The 22380-nt window shown below is 50.9% G+C and carries 24 protein-coding genes; 7 read left to right on the forward strand and 17 right to left on the reverse strand.

The annotated features are described in order from the left end of the window. Nucleotides 1–99 precede the first annotated feature (99 nt). From EIZ37_RS25935 to EIZ37_RS12570, 4 genes are all read right to left on the reverse strand, one after another. On the reverse strand, nucleotides 100–261 hold the full coding sequence (locus EIZ37_RS25935; protein ID WP_167568829.1) for a hypothetical protein: 162 nt from the start codon (nucleotides 259–261) through the stop codon (nucleotides 100–102). Nucleotides 262–479: 218 nt separating this feature from the next. Then, nucleotides 480–863, reverse strand: coding sequence for a YmaF family protein (locus EIZ37_RS12560; protein ID WP_134684950.1), 384 nt, complete (start codon nucleotides 861–863; stop codon nucleotides 480–482). 131 nt (nucleotides 864–994) lie between these two features. Further along, the gene (locus EIZ37_RS12565) at nucleotides 995–2419 is read right to left on the reverse strand and encodes an MFS transporter (RefSeq protein WP_134684951.1); all 1425 of its coding nucleotides are present in this window, start codon (nucleotides 2417–2419) and stop codon (nucleotides 995–997) included. A 154-nt stretch (nucleotides 2420–2573) separates the two neighbouring features. After that, complete coding sequence (locus EIZ37_RS12570) at nucleotides 2574–3158, reverse strand: TetR/AcrR family transcriptional regulator (RefSeq protein WP_134684952.1); 585 nt, start codon at nucleotides 3156–3158, stop codon at nucleotides 2574–2576. 174 nt (nucleotides 3159–3332) lie between these two features. Here EIZ37_RS12570 and EIZ37_RS12575 point away from each other — a divergent pair, with 174 nt between their 5' ends. Both EIZ37_RS12575 and EIZ37_RS26730 read left to right on the forward strand, forming a co-directional pair. Then, on the forward strand, nucleotides 3333–3842 hold the full coding sequence (locus tag EIZ37_RS12575) for a GNAT family N-acetyltransferase (protein ID WP_134684953.1): 510 nt from the start codon (nucleotides 3333–3335) through the stop codon (nucleotides 3840–3842). A gap of 96 nt (nucleotides 3843–3938) precedes the next feature. Then, entirely contained in the window at nucleotides 3939–4019 is an 81-nt protein-coding gene (locus EIZ37_RS26730; RefSeq protein WP_407921137.1) for a putative holin-like toxin, read from the forward strand. Nucleotides 4020–4264: 245 nt separating this feature from the next. On the opposite strand, the gene pcrB is transcribed toward EIZ37_RS26730, so the two are convergent. The 3 genes from pcrB to EIZ37_RS12590 form a co-directional block, all read right to left on the reverse strand. Next, on the reverse strand, nucleotides 4265–4963 hold the full coding sequence (pcrB, locus tag EIZ37_RS12580) for a heptaprenylglyceryl phosphate synthase (protein ID WP_134684954.1): 699 nt from the start codon (nucleotides 4961–4963) through the stop codon (nucleotides 4265–4267). Nucleotides 4964–4980: 17 nt separating this feature from the next. Then, the gene (locus EIZ37_RS12585; RefSeq protein WP_134684955.1) at nucleotides 4981–5271 is read right to left on the reverse strand and encodes a YerC/YecD family TrpR-related protein; all 291 of its coding nucleotides are present in this window, start codon (nucleotides 5269–5271) and stop codon (nucleotides 4981–4983) included. A 100-nt stretch (nucleotides 5272–5371) separates the two neighbouring features. Beyond that, complete coding sequence (locus EIZ37_RS12590; protein WP_134684956.1) at nucleotides 5372–6427, reverse strand: DUF3048 domain-containing protein; 1056 nt, start codon at nucleotides 6425–6427, stop codon at nucleotides 5372–5374. A 184-nt stretch (nucleotides 6428–6611) separates the two neighbouring features. On the opposite strand from EIZ37_RS12590, the gene EIZ37_RS12595 reads away from it, so the two are divergent. The 3 genes from EIZ37_RS12595 to EIZ37_RS12605 all read left to right on the forward strand — a co-directional run bounded on the left by EIZ37_RS12595 (nucleotide 6612) and on the right by EIZ37_RS12605 (nucleotide 10069). Then, nucleotides 6612–7325, forward strand: coding sequence for a response regulator transcription factor (locus tag EIZ37_RS12595; protein WP_134684957.1), 714 nt, complete (start codon nucleotides 6612–6614; stop codon nucleotides 7323–7325). Continuing rightward, nucleotides 7322–8728, forward strand: coding sequence for a sensor histidine kinase (locus EIZ37_RS12600; protein ID WP_134684958.1), 1407 nt, complete (start codon nucleotides 7322–7324; stop codon nucleotides 8726–8728). The genes EIZ37_RS12595 and EIZ37_RS12600 overlap by 4 nt, the downstream gene beginning before the upstream one ends. A 126-nt stretch (nucleotides 8729–8854) precedes the next feature. Further along, complete coding sequence (locus tag EIZ37_RS12605) at nucleotides 8855–10069, forward strand: branched-chain amino acid ABC transporter substrate-binding protein (RefSeq protein WP_134684959.1); 1215 nt, start codon at nucleotides 8855–8857, stop codon at nucleotides 10067–10069. Nucleotides 10070–10161: 92 nt separating this feature from the next. Here the strand turns inward: EIZ37_RS12605 and EIZ37_RS12610 are convergent, their stop codons facing one another. From EIZ37_RS12610 to EIZ37_RS12645, 8 genes are all read right to left on the reverse strand, one after another. After that, on the reverse strand, nucleotides 10162–10476 hold the full coding sequence (locus EIZ37_RS12610) for an AzlD domain-containing protein (protein WP_235827985.1): 315 nt from the start codon (nucleotides 10474–10476) through the stop codon (nucleotides 10162–10164). Further along, nucleotides 10469–11143 carry an AzlC family ABC transporter permease gene (locus EIZ37_RS12615; protein WP_134684960.1) on the reverse strand — a complete coding sequence of 225 codons (675 nt, stop codon included), beginning with the start codon at nucleotides 11141–11143 and terminating at the stop codon, nucleotides 10469–10471. The genes EIZ37_RS12610 and EIZ37_RS12615 overlap by 8 nt, the downstream gene beginning before the upstream one ends. Nucleotides 11144–11200: 57 nt before the next feature. Then, nucleotides 11201–12628, reverse strand: coding sequence for a MocR-like pyridoxine biosynthesis transcription factor PdxR (gene pdxR / locus EIZ37_RS12620; RefSeq protein ID WP_328591358.1), 1428 nt, complete (start codon nucleotides 12626–12628; stop codon nucleotides 11201–11203). Nucleotides 12629–13023: 395 nt separating this feature from the next. Next, nucleotides 13024–13731: an ABC transporter ATP-binding protein gene (locus EIZ37_RS12625; RefSeq protein ID WP_134684962.1), complete on the reverse strand. Its 708-nt coding sequence runs from the start codon at nucleotides 13729–13731 to the stop codon at nucleotides 13024–13026. Between the two features lie 16 nt (nucleotides 13732–13747). After that, the gene (locus tag EIZ37_RS12630; RefSeq protein WP_134684963.1) at nucleotides 13748–14524 is read right to left on the reverse strand and encodes an ABC transporter ATP-binding protein; all 777 of its coding nucleotides are present in this window, start codon (nucleotides 14522–14524) and stop codon (nucleotides 13748–13750) included. A gap of 23 nt (nucleotides 14525–14547) precedes the next feature. Then, entirely contained in the window at nucleotides 14548–15816 is a 1269-nt protein-coding gene (locus tag EIZ37_RS12635; protein WP_134684964.1) for a branched-chain amino acid ABC transporter permease, read from the reverse strand. Between the two features lie 10 nt (nucleotides 15817–15826). Continuing rightward, the gene (locus EIZ37_RS12640) at nucleotides 15827–16723 is read right to left on the reverse strand and encodes a branched-chain amino acid ABC transporter permease (RefSeq protein WP_407921138.1); all 897 of its coding nucleotides are present in this window, start codon (nucleotides 16721–16723) and stop codon (nucleotides 15827–15829) included. Between the two features lie 273 nt (nucleotides 16724–16996). After that, the gene (locus tag EIZ37_RS12645) at nucleotides 16997–18238 is read right to left on the reverse strand and encodes a branched-chain amino acid ABC transporter substrate-binding protein (protein WP_134684966.1); all 1242 of its coding nucleotides are present in this window, start codon (nucleotides 18236–18238) and stop codon (nucleotides 16997–16999) included. 355 nt (nucleotides 18239–18593) lie between these two features. Between EIZ37_RS12645 and EIZ37_RS12650 the strand changes: the two genes are divergently transcribed. Both EIZ37_RS12650 and EIZ37_RS26550 read left to right on the forward strand, forming a co-directional pair. Next, nucleotides 18594–19067, forward strand: coding sequence for a YgaP family membrane protein (locus EIZ37_RS12650; RefSeq protein ID WP_134684967.1), 474 nt, complete (start codon nucleotides 18594–18596; stop codon nucleotides 19065–19067). Between the two features lie 12 nt (nucleotides 19068–19079). Beyond that, nucleotides 19080–19214, forward strand: a complete 135-nt coding sequence (locus EIZ37_RS26550; RefSeq protein ID WP_268898746.1) for an EYxxD motif small membrane protein — start codon at nucleotides 19080–19082, stop codon at nucleotides 19212–19214. 38 nt (nucleotides 19215–19252) lie between these two features. Here EIZ37_RS26550 and purD read toward each other — a convergent pair whose 3' ends face one another. Beyond that, nucleotides 19253–20527 carry a phosphoribosylamine--glycine ligase gene (purD, locus tag EIZ37_RS12655; RefSeq protein ID WP_134684968.1) on the reverse strand — a complete coding sequence of 425 codons (1275 nt, stop codon included), beginning with the start codon at nucleotides 20525–20527 and terminating at the stop codon, nucleotides 19253–19255. Between the two features lie 86 nt (nucleotides 20528–20613). After that, complete coding sequence (gene purH, locus EIZ37_RS12660; protein ID WP_134684969.1) at nucleotides 20614–22164, reverse strand: bifunctional phosphoribosylaminoimidazolecarboxamide formyltransferase/IMP cyclohydrolase; 1551 nt, start codon at nucleotides 22162–22164, stop codon at nucleotides 20614–20616. Between the last annotated feature and the right edge of the window lie 216 nt (nucleotides 22165–22380).

The raw sequence follows: 22380 nt of genomic DNA on the forward strand, positions 1-22380 counted from the left end.
TATCTGCCAACGCGCAACCGTGTTTTCATCTGATTGCAAAAGTTCGATGAAACGAAAAGACCGCCGGCCATTTCTCTGCCGACAGTCTGCTTTTCCCTTTTATTTTTTCGCTTGTTTTAAGAGGAGCTGCATGGACATCACTCGCACGGCATGCATGATGCTTTTGGTTTCTTCCGCATCCAGCTCGTTCATCATTTTTTCTTCCTGCTCATTCAGGTAACTTTCTACCCACATTGGATCCAGCATCTTGTTGTTCGGCACAATCGTTCCTCCTAGGCACATAGTTAATCCCTCTCCTTGTATATCGACATTTCATTCTAGGATTGAACGGCCAAATGGAGGAAAGCGGCTCAAGCGTTTCCAGTGTTGCCTAAAGTTGTCCTGCAAGCTTCCGTACTGACCAATCACGGGAGGCGAAGCGATTGTGCTTGTCCAATGAAAGTAGGGATGGTTCCCCTACTTTTCTATGCGCAATGCGTTCAAACCAATGGTCTGTCAATGAGTGTGGCAAAATTGAAAGCATGGACATGCCCATCGTCAAATGTAGTGGTTCCTTTCACAAAATGAATATGTTTTCCGTTTCCAACAGGAATCGCCGGGCCGGTCACAATCCGACGAAGTTGATGGTGGTGATCAAGGAAATCGGTATTCGTTTTAATCACATGCACATGGCTTTTCCCAAATGGAATCGCTTCACCAGTAACTCCAGCGAAACGATGATTATGCCGATCATCGCCCTCTTCTGCGAGTTTGGTACTTCCCAGGAATTCATGGACATGTCTTTGCCTTACTTTCCCTTTTGATTTGGTTTTTGCTTTTGCTTTGGATTTGATTTTCCATTGAATCCTATTAGCAGCAACCATCAATACCTTCCTTTCACCATTGAGATGCTACCATAGTATTAATGGGGGCCAGTACGAGAACTAGGTATTCACCCTAATTTGGGGTTTATTGGTTTGCTTTTAAGCCTTGGGCGAGCAGCTTCGTCCCCTCTTTATGCAGTCGCTTGAGACGAATCACCTGCCTTGGCTTTTTTCGTTTTCAGTATGCTGTACGTTACGACGCAGCCGATAACCGCAATTGCCGCAATCAGGTAGAAGGCGGTCTGTATGGCTCCATTCAGATCGGCTGGTTGCAGATTTTCCAAAGCAGTATTTGACCCCAACCGTGCGGAGATCAATGCCATTAGCACGGCTAACCCGATAGAGCCGCCGATTTGCTGTCCAGTCGAGACGATCGCGGAGGCGACACCTTGTTCATGGATGTCAATGCCTGTAGACGCTGCAATGTACATGGTCGTAAAGACAAGAGCCTGACCCAGACCGGCAATGACCGTCCCCGGGATGATCCCCCAGGCTGATCCCGTTTCAGACAGCTGGGCGAGAAGGAGAAAACCGATCGCACCAAGGACCATCCCGCTTGCAATCGTTCCGGAAACACCGATGGAAGCAACCGATCGATTGACCAGTCTCGCACCTGCAAAGGCACTGATGGTCAGAGGTAAAAAGCTCAATCCCGACTGTATCGCGGTAAAATGAAGGACCTCCTGCGTGTACAGCGTCAGGAAATAGTACAAGGTACCGAAAGAGGCGGAGAATAATGCTGCCGATAGCGTGGCCCCGACCAAACTGCGGTTGCGAAACAACCGAAACGGAAGCAAAGGGTCCCTTGTCCGGGCTTCAATGACGACAAACAACAGCAGCAAAGCAACGCCGGCAAGGCCTGGAATGATCGTGCCAGTGTGCAGCCAGCCTTCCGCAGGCGATTGGATCAGATAATAGACGATCAGGATCATCCCCAGTGTCACCGAAAACGCTCCGGCAAGATCGTAATGACGCGTTTTCGATTGGCTGCTGCTTTCCATGAGAACAAACGGAGTCAGAATCATAACAAAGAGAGCGATCGGCACATTCACGAGGAAGGTTGATTCCCAGCCAATATAGCTCGTTAACACCCCGCCCAGCAGCAAACCAAGCGACAAGCCGACGCCCCCCATAGCTGCCCATATTCCCAGCGCACGGTTGCGTTCTACCCCTTCTTCAAAATTGGACATGATCAGCGACAAGGTAGAAGGGGAAAGCAATGCTCCGCCCAGACCTTGCAGACCCCTTGCGAGAATCAAGAGCAACTGGGAATCGGAAACCCCACCGAGCAGCGAGCCGAGGCCAAAAAGCCCCATCGCAATGAGAAACATTTTTCGCCTGCCAAGTAAATCCGACAGTCTGCCGCCAATCAGCAAAAATCCGCCGTAAATCAAGGAGTACGCACTTACCACCCACTGCAAATGATTGGTTGTAAATCCAAGATCAGCGGCAAGCGAAGGCAACGCCACATAGATGATCGTATAGTCAAGCGCCAGAATCAACTGGGATAAGGCAAGGATAAAGATGGCCAATCCCTTGTGTCTGTTTTGATTCATACCTACAATCTCCCTTCGAAATTTTTACAGACCATTCAGTCCAAAAAGAACAAATAAAAAAGTACGTTTCCAGACGTCCATCCCGACTTTCATTTTCCAGATCGATCGGTCTAAAATGTGCAAAATAATAATGAAGCCCCCATTCGCTTCACTATTAATCAAGAGCAGAAAGAGTAACTGCTACGATATCGTCCAAGACCTGCGGAACGGAAGTCAACTTAGCCGTTTGGGTCAAAGACAGCCGCGCATGATTCAGATAGCGGGCCAAAGCCACAAGGTTATCGTGACGGTCGCTGAGTTCGCCTTGCTCTTTCGCACGAACCAGTGCTTCATGAAAGGCCTGCTCCAGCCGGGCGACATCCTGTTGGAAAAACGCGGCGATTTCCGGAATATGCGGAACTTGGTCGATCGCGCTATGCATGATAAAGCATTCCTTGCGCCGCCTTTCATCTTTCAGCACATTTGCGCCTTCGCGAAAGATCCGGGCGATCGCTTCCTTGACTGCTCCTGGACGTTGGAGTTCAGCAAGCACCACTTCCGTTTTCGCCGTCACATAGTGTTTGACGGCAGACACGAACAGATCCTGCTTTGTCCCATATGTGTCATACAGGCTTTGACGGGCAATCCCCAAGCCATCGAGCAAATTTTGCAGCGAAGTCCCCTCATAGCCATAGTGACCGAAGACTTCCATCGCCTTATGCAAAACCATCGTCGTATCGAACTCCTTGCTTCTGCCCACTTCCCGACACCTCCTTTCCAGTATTATCATATCTCTTTTCGGATCGTTCAGTCAAGAAAAATAACAAACTAAATCCACTGTCTCCTGGAAAAGCAGGAATTATCTCCTCTCCTGCCAAATTCATTTTTTGATTGAACCCGCCAATACACATTATCCTGTCGAGGTGAGCAGTACATGGGGATCTATGGAAAGGATACCTCCAAGCACGTAACGTTATGTTTTTATCGCCCAGAGCATTCTGCTGGTTTATCCGCCTTTTATCTGCCAGAGGAGCAAAAGCAATTTACCGCATTGCCTGCTGAGGTACTCAGCGAGTCCCTGCGTGATTCCAATCGTCACCCTGTCGTCATTACGGCTGGCGAGAAGCCAGTCGGATTTTTCGTATTGCATCATGGAAAAGAGATCGGTCCCTTTACCAGCAACGAAAGAGCACTGCTGCTCCGTGCCTTTTCCATTGATCATGTTCATCAGGGAATGGGCTATGCCAAAGCTGCCATGCTGCTTTTGCCTGCGTTTACGGCCAAGCATTTCCCCGACTTAACAGAAATCGTACTTGCGGTGAATGCCCGCAATCTGGCAGCCAAACGCCTCTATGAAAAAACAGGCTTTCAAGATAAAGGGATAACGAGAATGGGGAAAAACGGCCTTCAGCACGTGTTGCATTATGAATTGCCAAAATATTAATTTTTCTTCAAGTTCAACATGCTATAATAGCAAGGAACAATAGAAACGGCTCCTCAAGGGTGGTCGGCTCATCCCCGTCAGAAAGGGGGTGATGCCATGACAGTATATGAGACTCTCAGTGTGATGATCGCATTTGGGACACTCATTATTCTGCTTCTGAACAATAAAAAGAAGTAGATCACCCTTGAGTCACCACGCTCAATGATCTACTCCCTGCAACATGAGCCGCCCCTCTAGAGGGAACGTCTATTGTTTAGTCGTATGGTGTTCCAGCACCATACGGCTTTTTTGCTTCAGCTTTCCTATATACTACCACATTCTCCTGAACTTATCACATATTTTTATATTCATTTCCCACTTTACCGATCTGTAAATGCAAAGACGCAATGGACTCTTAACCGTTGCGCCTCTACACCTGACCGTTATACACCGTCCAGCTCCCGCACCGCTTTCACCGTCGACAGTGCAGCTGACAGGTCTTCATAAATCACATTGCCCACTACAATCGTATCCGCGATCGCTGCCATCTCGCTTGCTTGTGCAGCCGTCCGAATTCCTCCGCCGTAAAACAACTGTGCATTGGCAGCGCCCGCTTTGCACGCTCGTACAAACTCGGGATCTCCGTAACAGCCGCTGTATTCCGCATAGACGATTGGCAAGCGGCAAATCCGGGAAGCGACCTGGGCATACGCCTTCGCTTCTTCCTTGGAGGTTACCGCCTTGGCTTTCGTCACTTTCGCCACGGCGGCCTCCGGATTCAAAATGACATAGCCTTCCGTGACGATGTCATCCCAATGAATATAAGACCCATACGCATGCAATCCCTCGACATGCGGCGCAAATATCCAGTCTGGATCCCCTGCGTTCAGCACCAATGGAATCAGAAAAGCGTCAAAGCCTGGAACCACGGCCTGCAGACTCGATACCTCGAGAACAGCCGGCACCGCATAACGACGAATCCTGGACATGAGCTCCAAGGTATTGTCAAATGTGATGCCCTGAGTTCCGCCCACGATCACTGCATCGGTGCCAGATTCACAAAGAGCTTCGAGCGCTTCTTCTCCCAAGCTTTTATCAGGATCCAATTTGAATGTATGACGCCAGCCAGTCATGTCAATCACGTATGCTGCCTCCCAATCTATTTCCCAATCCGCTCCAGCGCCATCTGGTAGCCGTCATTGCCATAGTTGAGGCAACGCTTTACCCGTGAGATGGTCGCCGTGCTTGCGCCTGTTTCTGCTTCAATCTGGTTGTACGTATGCCCTTTTCGCAGCATCCGCGCTACTTCCAGCCGCTGCGCAAGCGATTGCATTTCGTTGATCGTGCAGAGATCATCAAAAAATTGATAGCACTCCTCCATCGTTTCCAACGACAAGATCGCTTCGAACAGTTGCTCAATACCCTTGCCCTTCAGTTTCTCCAATTGCATAACATCACCCCGGTGGCATGATGAGCTTTTTTTCTTTACAATTTTCAAGCGTTAAAGCCCCACAACTATATTATTGGAAAGTTGTCGTTCCCACAAGGGGTTATTGGAATTTTACTGCACTTGAAAGACCGGGCATGTTCGGCACGATGTTGATCCATGTATTTCCGGGCAGCAGCGGCAACTCTTTGGTCAAGCCCGCATCCTCATATATCCGGATCACACCGATTTTTCGCACCCATTTTACCTGTCTCGCTTTTCCTTGCTGGAACAAATACCCGTCGCCCGGGCCGACGACATCGACGTCACGCCGCCCTTCATTATCCAATACTCGGTGCCTTGTCGCGATTACGAGCAGATTCGTAACGGAAAGCTGCTGATTTGTGGTCAGATCCAGATGAGGCTTCCCTTCTGTGAAGCGCAAATACTTTTTGCTGCCCGCGTCATACTGGTATCCCGCTTTATACAATGTATGGTAAGTAAGATCGATTTTGGTGGCAGGCTGCCCCGTGGTAATTTCCGCATCCGCCGGCAAAAAGGAGAAGGAAGGCAGCTCCGTCGTCGTGCGCATTCCTTTATCTGCGACTGCCTTTTGAATCCGGTCCAGATCGGTATACAAATTATGCGGAGCCTTGCGGAAGTTGACCCGCCAGAAGTAGGCTCCATTGCTGATTTCATTGATATTCCCGTAATCCGCATGGGCAAGCGTCTCCAAAGCCTCCGGGCTGCCCCCGGCGTGAATCAGGAAGGCATCAAAGCCCGTCCCGATTTTAATAAAATAAGGGCGGATACTGCGGACAGGCCCGATGACTTCCGGCTTTTGGCTTTGATAGATGGCCAGAAAGCGCGTGACCTCTCCTTCTGCCAGCACTTCATAGACGATGTCGGCTTTATCCAGACCAGATTGCGGCCTAGCATATGGATGGTTGTTGATCATGACCATGACCGGTCGTTTTCCCTCGAGATGTTCATTGGTCCCCATCCCCGTAAAAGGAGCGGTATAGGCATAGGTAGGAGCAGGCGGTTGTTCAGGTCCTTGGGGATTGGCTGGCTGGGTTTGCGGCGGCTTCGGCGGATTCGTCACTGCCTCCTGGCTGCATGCCGCGAGCAACGTGGTCAATACCGCAGCGCAAAGAGCCGGTTTCCATCGTAGGTACATCAAATATGCTCCTTTCCTGAATCGGTTTTCACATTTTTCCATTTCGGCAAGCGGCTGGTGAATCCTGCTTCCACAAGATTCCCACATTCCTGCTACGCCTCTGCCACACATCCATTCTTCCCCTATGCTACAATGTTTTTACGTGTATGACACAGCTTCTATGAAAAAAGTGAGGGAGATTTGCATGAATCGACCATATGTCATTTATTTGGTGGATGATGAAACCAATCTCATGGAATTGCTTCAATCTTATCTGCAAAATGCGGGCTACCAGGTCAAAGCGTTCCAGAGCGGCTCCGAAGTACTGCCCGTACTCGAACAGGAAGAACAGCCCCATTTATGGGTTTTGGATATCATGCTGCCGGACATCGACGGCTACGAACTGCTCCGGCTGATCCGCAGCAAATCCGACGTGCCGATCATCTTTATCTCTGCCCGTGACCAGGACATCGATAAAATCATCGGCCTGGAGCTCGGTAGCGATGATTATCTCGCCAAGCCGTTTCTTCCCCGCGAATTGGTGATTCGCGTACAAAAGCTGCTGCAGCGCACGTATGAACGCAGTGCCTTGCCCTCCGCTCCTGCTGCGGCTGCTCCGGTCGTCTATCAAGACTGGGTAGCGGTGGGTCCCTATTTGATTTCAGAGGCCGGGCGCTTGGTGAAAGAGGGCGAAAAGCTGATTGAGCTGACAACCAAGGAGTTTGACCTGATCCTTTATTTCCTGCGCAATCAAAACCGGGCGCTGCACCGGGAGCATATCCTGGTTGCCATCTGGGGCGAGGATTACATCGGCTCGGATCGCGCAGTCGATGATCTCGTCAAGCGAATCCGCAAAAAAATGCCCAAATTTCCGCTGGAGACCGTCTACGGATTTGGCTATCGGATGACGCCGGTATGACACAGTGGAAGTTAAAGAATTTGCCGCTCTCCCGACAAATCCTGATCTTGTTCATGCTGCTGACGCTGCTGCTCGGCGGCAGTGTAGGGATTTTGTATCCTTTGACCATCAAGCAATACCTGGTCAACAATACGTATTCCCTGCTGGAAGAAGAGCTCCAAACGCTGTCCGGCCACATTGCCTTCAGCGAAGACCGCGAGCTGCTGCCGTTTCCCGCTTCAGCTCCGTACTTTTTGCAATTGCTGCTGTCCCGGTATGAATTTTCATTTGATGTCATCGTTTTTTCGACGGATGGCCAAAAGCTGGGCGAGCGGGTCACCGAGCGGATTCCGGTGGATGCCTACCAGGCTCTGTATAAAGTCAGCTCGTCCTACGCAGGGAAACGACCGCAGCACGGCAGTCTCGATTTCGGCCAGGAGAGCTACCTGTTTGTCAGCAAAAAGATGGACTACCACGGCTTCCAGTACTATATGATTCTGTTCTCCAAGGAACGGGAAATCAACCAGATTAACACGCTGTTGACCCGACAGTTTCTGCTGGTCTTCATCATCATCTTGGCTGTCAGCATGCTGCTGGCCGTCTGGTTCAGCCGCTATTTGAGCAACCCGCTGCGCAAGCTCGAGGAATCCTGTCAGCGGATTGCCAAGCGCCAATTCGACATCACGCTGATGGTGGACCGCGAAGATGAAATCGGGCAGCTGTCACGCTCCTTCAACGCGATGAAAAATCATCTGCAGGAGTACGATGAATCACAGCGCCACTTCGTGCAAAACATATCCCATGAGCTGAAAACCCCGATCATGGCGATACAGGGGTATGCCCAGGGCTTGCTGGATGGCGTTTTTCAGGGCCCGCAAGCGGAAAAAGGACTTGCCATCATCATGGAGGAGAGCAAACGGCTGGAAAAGGTAGTCGAGCAGCTCTTATATATCACCAAGGTTGAATCTCTATCCCAAATGCTGCAGACCAGCCGGGTTGATTTGAGCGAAATGTTCGAGTTGATAGAGCAGCGTCTCTCCGTCCTGAATCCGCAGATTGCATGGGATGTCCGCATGCCGTCACCCCTGCTGATCACGGCCGATGGGGAACAGCTGAGTGTCGCCTTCATGAACATCCTGGAAAACCAATTGCGCTATGCGAAAAGTAAGCTCACCATCCGGGCGCATACCGCCTCCTCGCAGGTCATCATCACGCTCGCGAATGACGGGCCACCGATCGAGGAAACGCTGCTGCCCAACCTGTTTCAACGCTTCCGCAAAGGAAAGGCAGGAAAGCATGGCTTGGGCCTGGCCATCGCCCGCGCTGTCATGGAAGCGCACCAAGGCAGCATTCAGGTCGAAAATCTGCCGGATGGCCCATGCTTTACCATCATGCTTCCGCTATCACACTCGACAGACCACTGACACTCCGCTTGACCGCAAAAGACGCCTGCCCATGCGGGTGTCAGTTTTTGTAAGTTGTTGACGAAAGCGGTTTCACTTGTTATGTTAGGGACAAGCATATTTACTAGAAATACAGGGGGTCACATCATGAAGAAAAAGAAAAGTGCTTTCCTTCTATCTGCCATTTTAACAGGTGCTCTTCTCACAGCTTGCGGCGCAGGAGGCGGTGCTGGCAATAACGCCGGCGGAACAACCGGTGAAAATAACGGCGCGCAAGCAGGTACAAGCGTTATTAAGATCGCTACGCAAAGCCCGCTTTCCGGTCCCCAATCGTTGGAAGGCGAGGGCATCAAGCTCGGCGCTGAACTCGCCGTGAAAGATCGTGCAGAAGATTTCAAAAAGCTCGGCATTGATTTGCAGCTGTTCCCGCAGGATGATCAGGCTGACCCGAAAATTGGCGTCTCCAATGCAGAAATGCTGATCTCGGACGCGGATGTGCTCGCCGTAGTCGGCCATTACAATACGGGTGTGGCGATTCCTGCTTCCGTAAAATATGAAGAAGGCCAGCTGGCCATGGTCTCCCCGGCTAACACAGGGGTTCAATTGACCGAAGAAGGAAAAAAATCAGTTAACCGTCTGGTAGCTCGCAATGACCAGATTGCTCCGGCCGCTGCCAAGTATGCCAAAGAAAAGCTCGGCATCAAGTCTGTATATTTCCTGCATGACAAAACCGCTTATGGTCAAGGTCTTGCTGACGAGGTCCGCAAAGCTTTCAAAGATCTGGGCGTCCAAGAGCTTGGCTATGAAGGTGTCACTGCAGGCGAAAAAGATTACAGCTCTGTCATCAATGTGCTGGTAGCGCAAAAACCTGACCTGGTCTTCTTCGGCGGCATGTACGCTGAGGCTGGCATCATCGCTAAGCAAGCAAAAGAAAAAGGCTTTGCAGGCACCATCATGGGCGGCGAAGGACTGGAGTCCAATGATATGTACAAAATCGCTGGCCCGGCAGCCGAAGGAATCATCTATGCAACGGTTGTAGGAGATATTCGTTCCCAAGAAGAAGGCAAGAAATGGGTAGAAAAGTATAAAGCTGCATTCGGGAAAGATCCTGGCGCCTTCTCCGCTTTCGCCTACGATGCTGCGCTGGTTGCCCTGAATGGCATTGAAAAAGCGATCAAGGAAAACGGCGGTAAAAAGCCATCCCGTGAGCAAGTGATGAATGCGGTCCGTGGCACAACCGATTTCAGCGGTCAATTCACCAAGGTTACGTTTGACGAAAAAGGCGACAACAAGTTCTCCCAAGTATACATTTACCGTTATGGCAAAGAAAAAGCAGAGTTCGTTGGTGAAGCAAGCAAGTAATCATCGGCGCTCCGCCTATGCTATGAAAAGCGAAGAAGCACCTGCATATGAACGCAGGTGCTTCTTTCTTTCATCGTGGTTAATCGAAGAATCTAGAATAGATTGCGATAGAGAACGATCCATAAGATCCCCACCAGGAGCGAATAGACAATCTGCCGTTTCCACAAGCCTACCGCCAACGACACGATCCCCGCCACCAGATACTCCTCGCTCCAGCGTCCGTCTTGGGTGTGAAAGAAAAGTGCTGGTACCGTTAATGACGTGAACACACCGATCGGAACCATCATCAACCCCCTTTTCAACCAAGCGGGAAGTGCGATCCGGGAGCTGATGACCAACAGCGGAAAACGCGTCAAATAGGTGATGAGCCCCATGAGTACGATCGTGATCAAAATCGATTCATTCACGCTTCACCACTCCAATCATCACCGCGACCAGCGTGCCTGCGATGACAGCGGTTGCCATTCCATGCCACCAATAACCAAGACAAGCGGCTGCCCCTGCACATACCGCTACCAGCAGGTGAAAGCGCGATAGCATATTCACCGCCAAAAAGCCCAAAAACGTGGCGACAAAGGCGAAATCAAGACCATACTGCTCCGGATGAGAGATAACCGCGCCAAAAATCGCTCCCCCGAGCGTACACGCACACCAAATCCCGTAATCCACCAGTCCTGCCCCGAAAAAATACGACAGACTTTTCGGCTTGCCCTCTGACAAATAGGTCGCTTTTAACGCATAGGTCTCATCATTGAGAAAACCAGCCATCAGGGACAGCTTCCAGGGCGCCGTATCGCGAAATGACGGGCCGAGTGACATCCCATACAAGAGATGCCTCGCGTTCAAGAGTGCGGTGGAGACCAGTATCGGCCAGCCGACAACTCCCTGGGCAAAAAAACCAACAGCTGCGAATTGCGACGATCCGGCATTGACCAGTAGCGACAAGAGCATCGCCTCCGTGACCCCCAGGCCCGATTGTCTGGCCAAAATGCCGAATACCAAGCCATCCACGACACCCGCGGCCGCCACCGGAATGATTTGCCTCATCCCTTGGCAAAATAACGTCCAGTCCACTCCTTTTTTCCCTCCATCGTTTTTCTCTCTTTACCTGTCGATCCTCTAACCAGACGTCTACGATTGGATAAAGTAAGGAGACCATACCTGTGCCAACTGCTGGACACTTTGCTCGATCTCCTCCAACGGAATCCCGCCGAAGCCTAGCTGAAAGGTCGGCAGTCTGCCAGCCGGCGGATTCATCCATTTTCGATCGGTGCTAAATACGCGTATGCCCGCCTGTCTCGCAAGCTCTACCAGCTCCTCGGCGCTTTTGTGGCTATAGACCTCCAGCGTAATGGAAAGACCCGCACCTTGTCCGGTCACGGCGACGTGCTCGCCAAACGATTGCTTGATCGCCTGCAGCATGATTTCGTGCTTCTTTTGATAGATCACCCGCATTTTCCGGATGTGCCGCTCCCACTCACCGCTGGCCATGAACAGCTCCAATGTCTTTTGATGCAGCCGCGATACCGTCTGGTCGAACAGCATCGATTGCTCGCGAAACTTTTCGGCCAGTTGGGGGGGCAGCACCATATAGCTCAGCCGGATGGCAGGCAGCAGCGATTTGGAGAAGGTCCCCATGTAAATCACGTTGCCTCGCTTATCCAGGCTTTGCAGGGAAGGGATCGGCTTGCCGCGATAGCGAAATTCGCCATCGTAGTCGTCCTCAAGGATCAGGCTATTGGTCTCCTCCGCCCATTGCAGCAGCTTCATCCGCTTCGCATACGGCATCACCATTCCGAGCGTTTCCTGATGAGAAGGGGTGACATAGACGACGCGAGCCCCACTCGCCCTCAGCTCTTCCACGTCCAGTCCGTCCTCTTCCAGGGAAATCGGCTTTACCTGAAAGCCGAACTGCAAAAAGGTCTGGCGCACATCCTGGTATCCCGGCTCCTCCATCGCTACGGCCTGACCGTTCATGCCGATCATTTGACAGATCAGCAAGATTGCCAGCTGTGTGCCGGCTGCGATCACGATTTGTTCGGGCTTGCAGTCAACGCCTCGCGCCTGATGCAAATAACGGGCGATTTGCACGCGCAGCCCCAGCTCGCCCTGACGATCTCCATATAGAAACAATTCTTTGGATTCCGGCCGCAGGACTTGATTAGAAAACTTCCGCCAGATGGCAAACGGGAAATAATCCAAATCGATGCGAGCCATATGAAAATCATAGCGGAAGGTCTGCTCATCCACAGGAACAGCCGTCGACTCGAAGACCTGCGGCTGCGCTTCGTCTTCCTCCAGAAACGCATCGACCTCGACTACGTAAAAGCCGCTGCGCTCCCGACTCTCGATATACCCTTCCGCCAGCAGCTGATGGTACGCAAGCTCCACCGTTGTCTTGCTGATATTGATCTGCTGAGCAAGCCCACGAACCGAAGGAAGCCTGCTCCCCGACTGCATCCTGCCCGCTTGAATCTCTTCCCGAAAATATTGATAAAGCTGTCGATACAGCGGAATGTCACTTTCTTCCCGAATACGCGGCGTGATCTCCAACACCATGTCCTCCTGACCCGAAATGCATGTTTTCGCTGACCTCGATAGAAAAGGTCAAGCTATTGCTATGCATTATCTTAACAAAGCCTAATCGAAATGAGAACTTTCTTTCAATGTACGAAAAAGGACACAATTGCTGTGGAGAAGCGAGTTTTTCAGGCGTAGCGACTTGTCTGCGTCCAACTCAGCGGAACACCGATTCCGTGGATCCGAATGGCAAACTTGAACACACTCCGATGCTGTCCTACTTTTTGCCATTCCCACGGAATCGGTGTGGAGCGGACAGTGCGTCATCCATGCGGACGCAGGCCTGAGCCTAGCCTGGAAAACTCGCTTCTCCCTCCACCACAGCTACATAAAAAACCGATGGACAAAGGAATGTCCACCGGCATAAGAATAAGTTAAGCCAAATATGCTTCGCGTACTTGCGGATTCGCAAGCAGGCTTTCTGCATCATCTTTCAGGATAATCTCCCCAGTCTGGATCACATATCCGCGATGGGCGACCGATAACGCCTGATTCGCGTTTTGCTCCACCAGGAGGACGGTCATCCCTTCCCGATTCAATTCCGTGACGATTTCGAAAATCTGCTCAACCAGGATAGGCGCGAGACCCATCGACGGTTCATCGAGCATCAAAATTTTCGGTTTCATCATCAGGCCGCGAGCGATCGCCAGCATTTGCTGCTCGCCCCCGGACATCGTGCCGCCCTTTTGATTGATCCGTTCCTTCAAACGGGGAAAATACTTGAATGCCCGCTCGATCCCTTCTTCGATCAGCTGTTTATCCGTTACAGAGAAAGCACCCATTTCGAGATTTTCACGAACGGTCAGCTTCGGGAAAATGCGGCGCCCTTCCGGTACGTGGGCAATGCCCAGCTTCGCGATGTCATGCGTCCGCATCGCCGTAATGTCCTGATTATTGAAATGGACGCTGCCTTCACGCGCACGTGTCTGGCCGCAGATCGTTTTCAATGTCGTGGATTTGCCTGCACCATTGGATCCGATCAGGGTAACGACTTCACCCTGCTCCACCTCAATGGACAAACCCTTCAAAGCGTGAATTCCGCCGTAGTACGTGTGTATGTTTTTCAGCTCTAAAAGCGCCATCGTTCTCTCCCCCCTCTTACGACGCTTCCGTCGCGCTTTTGCCAAGGTACGCCTCAATCACCGCTGGATTGTTGCGGATCTCATCCGGTGTACCTTCCGCGATCTTGCGTCCGTAATCGAGTACATGGATATACTCACTCAGTCCCATGACCAGCTTCATATCGTGCTCAATCAGGATAATGGTCAAATCCAGCTCGCGTTTCAGGCGGCGGATAAAGTCTGTCATCTCCACCGTTTCACGCGGGTTCATCCCCGCAGCCGGCTCATCCAGCAAAATGATTTCCGGATTGGTGGCTAGTGCGCGGGCAATCTCCAACTGACGCTGCAAGCCATAGGGCAAGCTGCCTGCTTTTTCATTGGCAATGTGCTCGATCCCTACGTACTCCATCAATTTGTATGCTTCCACGCGCGCACGCTCTTCTTCTTGACGCACTTTTTTACTGTTGAACAAGATCCCCAAGATACCGGCGTTCAAACGGGTGTGAATCCCTACCAGCACGTTTTCCAGCGCGGTCATGTCTTTAAACAGCCGGATGTTTTGAAAAGTACGGGTGATGCCGCGTCCGGCGATTTGATCGGGACGCAGTCCTTTGATGCTTTTCCCGTTCAGCAAAATATCGCCTTCATCCGGTACATAGAAGCCCGTGATCATGTTAAAAAATGTGGTTTTCCCCGCACCATTCGGGCCGATGACTGCCGTGATGGTACCTTTTTCAATTTTAACTGTCACATCCTGATTGGCGACCAAGCCACCGAATCGCTTCGTTAAGCCGTTCGCTTCCAAGATTGCCATCTTGATTCCCTCCTAGTGCGGTCTTATTTGCTCTGGCTGATCTTGGCCAGAATGCCCTGCGGTTCTTTGTTATAGTCACTGTTTTTAATCTTATCGATATCATTTTTCTTACGCTTGGCCGGAATCAATCCATTCGGACGATACAGCGCCACGAGAATCAACAAGAGACCAAAGATGAAACGCTGGAATTTCGATGGATCCAGCTGGTTCGGCAGGTCGATAATCCCGGCCGATTGCAGCTGGTGCAGGAAGTTGGAAAACTCCTTCAACAGCTGTACCTGCAGGACGGTTACAAATGCAGCACCGAGAACGACACCCGGGATACTTCCGCTGCCCCCGAGAATGACCATCACGAGAATTCCGATCGATTCCATCAATGTAAACGATGTTGGATCGACAAAGGTTTGCTTCGCCGCGAAAATGACACCTACGACACCCGCGAACGATGCCCCAATGGCAAATGCGGTCAGCTTTGTATTCAAGAGAGAAATCCCCATCGATTGGGCAGCCAGCTCGTCCTCGCGAATGGCGATCCAAGCGCGCCCCAGTCGGGAATGCTCAAAGCGAACGTTCGCCAATACGATGAAGGCGATCACGACCAAGACAATGAAATAGAAGTAGAATGGCGTGTTCATCTTGATGCCAAACAGCTCCGGTGATGCGATCGGGGTCAGACCCTGCGGACCATTCGTAATATTGATCGGCTTATCCAGGTTGTTAAAGATAATTCGGATAATTTCCCCGAAACCAAGCGTTACGATGGCGAGATAGTCCCCTTTTACCCGTAACACCGGCAAGCCCAGCAGGATCCCGAATATAGCGGCGACGATCAGTCCGACAATCAGGAAAGGCCAGAACCATTCACCGGATAGCGGAAAGATGTCCCCCGGAATGAACTCGTTTGCCTGCGAAGTCGCAAAAATGGCGTAGGCGTAAGCACCGGCTGCAAAAAAGGCAACATACCCCATGTCCAACAAACCGGCAAAACCAACTACGATATTCAGGCCAAGCGCCATCGCCACGTAGATCCCGACTTGGGAAGCAACCTCCATGTAATAGCGGTTGTCCCCCGCAACGACGGGGATAATGACTAGCAGCACCAGTGCCCCGAGGAGCAATTTAACATTTTTCTGAGAATTGGTGTAATAGATTACGATAATCGAAAACAACACACCGATAAACGCCGTTACGGATCGCTCCGCGAAAAAGAGCGCAGCGGAGAAGCCAACGATCCACAGAAGGGTAATGAGCAGCGGAATTCCTTTAAACGACGATAACCATTTCTTTGCCACTCGCTCTCACCTACACTTTCTCTTTGACTGCTTCGCCAAACAGTCCTTCTGGTTTGAACAAAAGCACGAGAATCAAGATACTGAACGTAAATACGTCCTTATATTCTGCCCCGAATGCACCGGAAGTAAGCGGCCCCATGTAAGCGCCGGCCAGGGATTCCAGCAAGCCCAGCAGGACACCGCCGACCATCGCGCCGCGCAGATTGCCGATACCGCCAAGCACGGCAGCCGTGAACGCTTTCAAACCGAGAATAAAGCCAATGTACGGATCGATCGTCCCGTAGTTTTGCGCGAACAATACACCGGTTGCCCCGCCCAAGCTGGAACCGATCAAGAAGGTCAGCATGATCACGCGGTCAACGTTTATCGTCATCAGCGAAGCGGTGGATTGGTCCTGAGCAACCGCCCGCATGGCAATTCCCCATTTTGTTTTGTTTACAAAGAAAGACAAGATCATCATCATAAGAATCGCAATTACAATTACAATCAGTGCTTTTTGCGGAATAGTAGCAATACCCAGATTTACGGAACCATTAAATAAGATCGGACTATTCAGATAAAACTCGTTGCGCGCTACCGCTTCAGTGAAGCGTACCAGGTCTTGCAGCAAGAAAGATACGCCAATCGCTGAAATCAACGGGATAAGTCGGGGAGCTCCTCGCAACGGACGATACGCAACTCTTTCAATCCCTACCCCCAGCGCTCCTGTCACCGCCATCGCGACTACGAGAATCAAGATGAGGGCAAAATAAGGATTCATCCCTTCCAAGGAACCCATGGCATCGGCGATCAACAAGACTTCTGTACCGACAAACGCGCCGACCATGAAGATTTCACCATGGGCAAAGTTAATAAATTCCAAAATCCCGTACACCATTGTGTAGCCCAATGCCACAACCGCGTACATAAAGCCAAGCGTCAAGCCGTCGACTAATACTTGAGGTAATATGCTCAGCAGCACTCTCGTATCCCTCATTTCCTTTTAGTACTTTGTTGATAAACCTCTCTGGACCATAAAGAAAACTAGGGTCCGCCAAGCTATGGCGGGGCCTTAGTTGCCCGCGGCTCGATCGCAATTTTCAATCAATTCCGACCGACAAAACAAGGGGCAAACACCTTCGTGTTGCCCCTTTTATGATCAGTTGAGGCTGCGTAGAAAAATTCGTTGGTGTAGTGCGTCTTATTCTGCTTTTCCTACAAATGTTGATCTGTCCTTACCTTTTTCATACTTGTAGATAAAGACATCGGCGCTTGCGTTGTCCCCTTTTTCATCGAAAGTGACCTTGGTAAATTGACCTTGGAAATCTTTCGTATTGTGAACCGCCTCAAGCACCTGTTCGCGAGTAGGCTTTTTGCCACCGTTTGCCTTTATCGCTTCTTCCAAACCGTTGAGGATAACGTTCATCGAATCGTAGCCGTATACGGAGTATGTTTCAAGCGGCTTCTTGGTCACTTTTCTATACTCCTCCGCCCACTTCTTACCCTCAGCGGTCTGCTCCACGTCGCCGGCAACCGATGTGAAGACCACTCCATCAACGGCATCTCCCGCAATCTTTATCATATCAGAAGAGTCCAAGCCGTCGCCACCCATAAAATATCCCTTATAACCTTTTTCTCGTGCCTGCTTGATCAAAATACCGCCTTCTGGATATAAACCACCATAAAAAATGATGTCTGGATTCTTTGCGATGACTTGATTAAGCACGGCGCTGTAGTCTTTTTCCCCTTGGGTGATGCCTTCATAGCCATGGACGGTAACGCCATCTTTTTCAAATTGCGCTTTTACCTGATCCGCAAGCCCTTGTCCGTATGCGGTCTTATCATGAATCAGGAAAGCGGTTTTGACCCCGAGGGAGTTTTTCGCGTAAATTGCCGCCTTCGGTCCTTGCGCGTCGTCGCGTGCGCAAATGCGGTGAACGGTTTTCTTTCCTTCTTCTGTCAAGGTAACCGCCGTATTTGCCGGAGACACCATGACCAACTTGCCCTCTTCATATTTTACCGACGAAGGAATGGCCACCCCGGAGTTCAAGTGTCCGACAACTCCCATTACATCGGGGTTGGAGATAAGCATCTCCGCATTAGACACGCCGATTTTCGGGTCAGCTTGGTCGTCCTGTGGGAACAATTGCAAATCAAAACCCATTTTTTTGAATTCTTCCTGACGGAGCGAAAGCGCATATTCAGCACCCGTTTTGATCGCATCCCCCAGAGAAGATTGACTGCCTGACAAAGGTGTTTGTGTTGCGATTAAAATTTTGCCGCCATTAGCAGCTCCACCTGATGCAGACCCTTGCTCGGCAGAAGTACCGCCACCGGCATTGCTTCCACCAGCATTTTGCGATCCGCCAGCGCAGCCAGTCAAGGCAACGCTTGCCGCCAACGCGGCTGATAATAATGCGATGTACGATTTCTTTTTGACCAATTGAATCCCCCTTTACTTTATTTATTTTTATATTTCTGCACCATCTGTCTCTTTTCTCCGATAGGTCTCAGGTGTGAGAGCGGCCCTGCAAAACCGTGAAAAAAGCCCAGAAATAGCTTGGTTATTGAATATTGTAAGATAAATTAAAAAATATACAAGATAGAAAATTATTTTTATCGTGTCTATTTACGATGGACATATTGATCTTAAATTGATCGAATGATAAATCAATTAATTATATCATTACTTTATTTAACTAAAGCATCCGGAGAGGTGCGACAACATTTTCCTTGGGTGTTTTCCGATCCACTGTGCACACTACGTATATCCAAGCACTTGAAGGAGGAGAACCGACTTGCGCAAAAACGTCGGCACGATAGATGCAACTATTCGTATTACCATGGGACTTTTGGGGTTGGCATACGGGATCGGCAAAATGAGCAGACGCACCGGGCGCACCCCATGGGTGTTAATGACGCTCTCCGCCATGAAGGTCGCGGAAGGCATTACGCGCTACTGCCCGATGCTTGATGCGATCGGAACCAACACGCGCGGGAATCTGCAAGGAACGGATGAAAAGGAAGGGACAAAAGCAACCTCATCCTTTACAGACACCATGATCGCCAAGGCAGTACAAAACATGGTCGGCACAGAGACTCGAACCTCCCAAGCTAAGCAAGGCCTTTCCCAACAGGATCAACAAATCGAAAACGACTTGAAGGACTACTTGGCTGGCCAAGGGACAACCACTCCTGCCTATCATGAGCACCAGCACCGACCATCCGATGCCTACCGAGCGGACGAGCGCATCTATCCAAATTACACCTAGGAGGTACTCCGTATGCTTGTAGGGACACCTCTGTACGAATGGGCTTCGCACAATTTTTTTGTGCTGGCGTTGGCCATCGGCTCACTCGCAGCCATTGGTTATTTCCTCTACCACGCAAATGCAAAAAAGGGAAGATACCGCCAGTAAGACGGTACTTCCCTTCTTTTCGCTTGATTCGTCCGTTCCTATACGCGGCGAAGCGCTTTGGCAGCGATATCGGTCCGGTAATGGGCGCCTTCGAACCGAAGCTTTTTCACACCGGCATAAGCGGCATCCCGCGCTTCAATCAAGCCGTTCCCAATTCCCGTTACGCCTAATACGCGTCCCCCATTGGTCACGACGGCATCATCTGCTTGCTTGGTTCCCGCGTGGAATACAAACACATTGTCATCCGCCTTTGCGTCCGCGAGCCCTTCGATTACCGCTCCTTTTGGATACTCGCCAGGATAACCAGGGGCGGCCATGACGACACAAACCGCACTTCCCTCTTTCCACTGAATATCCAAGGACGCGAGCTCTCCGCTGATGGTTGCCAGCACGATATCGACCAGATCGGTTTTAAGCAGCGGCAATACCACCTGGGTTTCCGGATCGCCAAAACGCACGTTGAATTCAACTACCTTTGGACCTACCGCAGTCAGCATCAATCCGGTGTACAAGACCCCTTTGAACGGAAATCCTTCCTGTACCATCCCTTTGGCAATCGGCTTGACGATCGTCTCCACGATTTGCTCCATGAGGGCAGCCGATACTTGCGGGACAGGCGCATAGGTGCCCATACCGCCCGTATTCGGTCCTTTGTCCCCGTCAAATACCTGCTTATGGTCCTGCGAGGCAATCATCGGTTTGACCGTTTCCCCATCCACGAAGGACAGCAAGGTTAATTCTTCTCCCCGCATGCACTCTTCGATCACGACACGTGCCCCCGCTTCACCAAAAGAGCCGGTCTTCATCATGTCAAACAAAGCGTTTTCGGCTTCCTCCAACGACTCGGCCACCACGACTCCTTTTCCTGCAGCCAATCCGTCCGCCTTGATCACGATCGGAGCTCCCTGCTCCCGTACGTACGCAAGCGCAGATTCATAGTCAATGAACGATTCGTAGCGTGCTGTCGGGATGTTGTAGCGGCTCATCATTTTTTTCGCGAAACACTTGCTGCCTTCCATTCTGGCCGCATCCGCATGGGGACCATAGATCGGCAAATTGCGCTGCTCAAAAAAATCGACAATGCCTGCAAACAACGGATCCTCGGGTCCGACGATGGTGAGGTCGATCCCTTCGTCTTTGGCGAACTGCGCAAGTCCGGCAAAGTCATGAACATCAATGGGCACATTCTGGGCAAATTGGGCCGTTCCGCCGTTCCCCGGTGCACAGTATATCTTTTTCACTTTGGGACTCTGCGTCAGCTTCCAGGCGATGGTATGCTCTCGTCCGCCGCCGCCGATTACCAATACGTTCATACTGATCCTCCTTAGCTCCTCTCACTCATAACATCCCTTTGAGCCGAGAGGAGATTTCCATAGAGACAATCGATAAAGCCAATCGATTAATGCTTGAAATGACGAACTCCCGTAAAGACCATCGCAATGCCATAACGATTGCAGGCGTCGATGGATTCCTGATCGCGGACGGAGCCGCCCGGTTGAATAATCGCGGTAATGCCGGCTTTTGCCGCTTCTTCTACCGTATCGGGCATCGGGAAAAACGCATCGGATGCGAGAACGGCCCCTTTTGCTTTCTCCCCTGCCTGCTCGATCGCGATCCGGGCAGAACCAACACGATTCATTTGCCCTGCACCGACGCCAATCGTCATGTTGTCGCGAGCCAGTACGATCGCATTCGACTTGACATGCTTGACGACCTTCCAGGAAAACAGCAGCTGCTCCAGCTCTTCCTGTGTAGGCTGACGCTCCGTCACGGTCTGCAGATCCTCTGCGCCAATCTGTTTGCGGTCATACTCCTGGATCAATGCGCCACCGACAACTGGCGCAATGCGAAGCTGACTTTCCTGTGTGCTTCCTGCTTCCGCCATGATATCTAGACGGAGCAGGCGCAGATTTTTCTTTTCTTTCAAAATTTCAAGCGCTTCTTCGGTAAAATCTGGGGCCAACACGATCTCCAAAAATACTTCTCGAAGCATCTGTGCCGTTTTACCATCAATCGTCCGATTTGCTGCGACAATGCCGCCGAAAATGGAAACCGGATCTGCTTCATACGCCTTGCGGTAAGCCTCTGCAATCGTCGAGCCGATCCCTACCCCACATGGGTTCGTATGCTTGATCGCCACTACCGCAGGCTCCGCAAATTCCCGTACAATCGCAAGTGCTGCATCCGCATCATTAATATTATTATAGGAAAGCTCTTTTCCATGCAGCTGCTCCGCTTTGGCAATGCTGGTTTTCCCGGCCAACGGCTCTGCATAGAACGCCGCCGCTTGGTGCGGGTTTTCGCCATAGCGCATATCCATTACCTTTTCATACGTAACGGTATAGCTCTCTGGCATGGTTTCCCCCACCTGTTGGCTGAGGTAACGGGAAATCATTGCGTCGTATGCGGCTGTATGACGGAACACTTTCGCCGCCAGACGCTGCCTGGTTTCCAGCGTCGTATTGCCATACGCCTTCCATTCCGCGAGTACGGTGTCATAATCCGCGGCATCTACAACTGCCGTCACGTATGCATGATTTTTTGCGGCAGAGCGCAGCATGGACGGACCGCCAATATCAATATTTTCAATCGCTTCCGAAAACGCTACGGAAGGTTTGGAGATCGTTTCCTTAAAAGGATATAGGTTAACAATCACCAAATCAATCGGCTCAATTTCCTGTTCGTTCATTTGTTGCACATGCACCGGGTTGTCTCGCACAGCCAGCAGGCCGCCATGGATCGCAGGATGCAGTGTTTTTACCCGTCCATCCATCACTTCCGGAAACCCGGTTACTTCGGATATACCGATTACCGGAATGCCTGCCTCTTTCAACAGGGCCGCTGTTCCGCCCGTCGAAATGATCTCGACTCCCAGCTCGGACAGCTGGCGGGCAAAGGGAACCAGTCCCGTCTTATCAGAAACACTGATCAGCGCTTTTTTCTTCGTCACAAAAAGAACCTCCCGCTATCTTCATTGGACAAAACACGAACAATATACTGATATTAAAGCATAAATGTACGTAATCTTCAAGGTTATTACCGAGAAAACTTGGCACCATCGCACCTTTCGTACATATAAAAAAATTCGTTATCCGTACATGGTAGCGAGGGAAGGAAAGTAAGGGCGGCGGTTCACTTCGGAGCGGACAGCCCCAGCTTCACACTG

The sequence above is a fragment of the Brevibacillus migulae genome (genome assembly GCF_004521915.1).
Lineage (GTDB): Bacteria > Bacillota > Bacilli > Brevibacillales > Brevibacillaceae > Brevibacillus_F > Brevibacillus_F migulae.

Coding starts and splice junctions, on each gene's coding strand:
- purD (WP_134684968.1), bottom strand. CDS start 20,527: ATGAACGTATTGGTAATCGGCGGCGGCGGACGAGAGCATACCATCGCC.
- EIZ37_RS12595 (WP_134684957.1), top strand. CDS start 6,612: ATGAATCGACCATATGTCATTTATTTGGTGGATGATGAAACCAATCTC.
- pdxR (WP_328591358.1), bottom strand. CDS start 12,628: ATGGTGTTGGAGATCACGCCGCGTATTCGGGAAGAAAGTGACATTCCG.
- EIZ37_RS12625 (WP_134684962.1), bottom strand. CDS start 13,731: ATGGCGCTTTTAGAGCTGAAAAACATACACACGTACTACGGCGGAATT.
- EIZ37_RS12565 (WP_134684951.1), bottom strand. CDS start 2,419: ATGAATCAAAACAGACACAAGGGATTGGCCATCTTTATCCTTGCCTTA.
- EIZ37_RS12590 (WP_134684956.1), bottom strand. CDS start 6,427: ATGTACCTACGATGGAAACCGGCTCTTTGCGCTGCGGTATTGACCACG.
- EIZ37_RS12585 (WP_134684955.1), bottom strand. CDS start 5,271: ATGCAATTGGAGAAACTGAAGGGCAAGGGTATTGAGCAACTGTTCGAA.
- EIZ37_RS12560 (WP_134684950.1), bottom strand. CDS start 863: ATGGTTGCTGCTAATAGGATTCAATGGAAAATCAAATCCAAAGCAAAA.
- EIZ37_RS12630 (WP_134684963.1), bottom strand. CDS start 14,524: ATGGCAATCTTGGAAGCGAACGGCTTAACGAAGCGATTCGGTGGCTTG.
- EIZ37_RS12600 (WP_134684958.1), top strand. CDS start 7,322: ATGACACAGTGGAAGTTAAAGAATTTGCCGCTCTCCCGACAAATCCTG.
- EIZ37_RS12640 (WP_407921138.1), bottom strand. CDS start 16,723: ATGTACGCGGTTGTGGCATTGGGCTACACAATGGTGTACGGGATTTTG.
- EIZ37_RS26730 (WP_407921137.1), top strand. CDS start 3,939: ATGACAGTATATGAGACTCTCAGTGTGATGATCGCATTTGGGACACTC.
- EIZ37_RS12605 (WP_134684959.1), top strand. CDS start 8,855: ATGAAGAAAAAGAAAAGTGCTTTCCTTCTATCTGCCATTTTAACAGGT.
- EIZ37_RS12575 (WP_134684953.1), top strand. CDS start 3,333: ATGGGGATCTATGGAAAGGATACCTCCAAGCACGTAACGTTATGTTTT.
- EIZ37_RS26550 (WP_268898746.1), top strand. CDS start 19,080: ATGCTTGTAGGGACACCTCTGTACGAATGGGCTTCGCACAATTTTTTT.